This window comes from Micromonospora sp. C31 (genome assembly GCF_018070575.1).
Taxonomy (GTDB): Bacteria; Actinomycetota; Actinomycetes; order Mycobacteriales; family Micromonosporaceae; genus Micromonospora.
The window spans coordinates 1-1,218 of sequence record NZ_JAGPXN010000064.1 but is presented as its reverse complement, the minus strand read 5'-3'; the positions used below and the strand labels follow the sequence as shown (position 1 = coordinate 1,218).

1 protein-coding gene is annotated in these 1,218 nt (G+C 70.1%); it reads left to right on the top strand.

Going from position 1 to position 1,218, the window contains the following annotated elements:
• The first annotated feature begins 167 nt into the window (after window positions 1-167).
• The gene (locus KBX06_RS27445; protein ID WP_247686783.1) at window positions 168-1,199 is read left to right on the top strand and encodes an ISAs1 family transposase; all 1,032 of its coding nucleotides are present in this window, start codon (window positions 168-170) and stop codon (window positions 1,197-1,199) included.
• Window positions 1,200-1,218 lie beyond the last annotated feature (19 nt).

Below are 1,218 nucleotides of genomic sequence, written 5' to 3'. Positions count from 1 at the left end.
CTACGCCGTGTTGATCGCCGAAGTGAGTCATGCCCGCCCTGCCATCATCGCTGATCTCGTCGGTGTCGTGTGCACCGGCTCTGACCGTGTCCGAAGCCGCTGGTGGACTGCTCGCAGCGCTGGCCGATGTGCCTGATCCGCGGGCTCGGCGAGGTGTGCGGCACCGGTTGACGGTCGTGGTGACCGCTGCGGTGTGCGCGGTGGTGGCCGGTAACCGGTCGTGCACCGCGATCGCGGAGTGGATCGCTGACGTACCGGCGACGACCGCGCTCGCGCTGGGCATGGCCCCGGACCGGCGCCCGTCCGAGGCGATGATTCGCCGGCTGATGCAGGCCATGGACCCGCAGGTCCTGACTGCGGCGGTCAGCGTCTGGCTCGCCGGACGGACCGCTGCCGGCACGTCGACGTCCCGGCGAGCGATCGCCGTGGACGGCAAGACCCTGCGCGGCTCGCGCACCACCGACACCCCGGCCCGGCACGTCCTCGCTGCCTGCGACCAGGCGGTCGGCGTGGTCCTGGCCAGTGCCGACATCGACGGCAAGACCAATGAGATCACCCGATTCGCGCCGCTGCTCGACCAGATCGGCGACCTGCGCGACGCCGTGATCACCGCCGACGCGCTGCACTGCCAACGCGAGCACGTCACCTACCTCGCCGAACGCGGCGCGCACTGGATCCTGACCGTCAAGGGCAACCAGCCGAGCCTGCACCATCAACTCGCCGGCCTGCCCTGGCAAGCGGTCCCCGACGCCTTCCGCGACACCGACCGCGGGCACGGCCGCCGCGAGATCCGCACTCTCAAGGCCCTGACGATCTCCACCGGCATCGACTTCCCCCACGCCGCTCAAGCACTGCGGATCCGCCGCCGCAGACGACGCCTGGACCAGCCGAAACGCTTCACCACCGAGACCGTCTACGCCATCACCGACCTGCGCGTGCACCACGCGAAACCCGCACAACTGGCCGCGTGGATCCGCGGCCACTGGAACATCGAAAACAAGATCCACTGGGTGCGGGACGTCACCTACGACGAAGACCGATCCCAAATCCGCACCGGAACCGGACCCGAGGTCATGGCCGCCCTACGCAACGCCGCCATCGGCGCACTCCGCACCGCCGGCGTCACCAACATCGCCGCCGCCAACCGGCACCACGCCCGCGACAGCACCCGCCCGCTGGCACTACTCGGCATCACCTGACGACTTTGCCGGGGCCCTG